Genomic DNA, 363 nt, shown 5'->3' on the forward strand with positions numbered 1-363 from the left:
AGGCGTTGGCGGGGATGGGCGAGCAGATCGCCATCCTGTCGAAGGCCTGTGACGAGTTGTCCCATCGTGAGTTGATTCGTCTGTTGGCTGAGCTGGCGACGGTGATGCGGTCGGTGCCTGCAGTCGAGCATCGCGCGTTGGCGCGGCTGCTGGCCGAGACCGAGCCGTGCCGGCTGGGGGAAGCATCGTGGAAGAAAGTGCTCACCACGGCGTTGCGGGTGTCGGGGCGGGAGGCGGCGCGGCGGCTGGTGCGGGCCAAGACGTTGGGTCCGCGGTATTCGATGGGTGGGGAGCCGTTGGCGCCGTGGTGGGAGGCCACCGCCGCCGCCCAGGCTCAGGGTCTGCTCGATGACGAGCACGTCG

At 69.1% G+C, this 363-nt stretch carries 1 protein-coding gene; it reads left to right on the plus strand.

Annotated elements, in window-relative coordinates; all coding sequences use genetic code 11:
• Window positions 1–14: 14 nt before the first annotated feature.
• A partial coding sequence (locus ACAG24_RS29500; protein WP_370476398.1) for a DUF222 domain-containing protein occupies window positions 15–363 on the plus strand: 349 nt, incomplete at its 3' end.

The organism is Mycobacterium bulgaricum (assembly GCF_041287165.2).
Classification (GTDB): domain Bacteria; phylum Actinomycetota; class Actinomycetes; order Mycobacteriales; family Mycobacteriaceae; genus Mycobacterium; species Mycobacterium bulgaricum.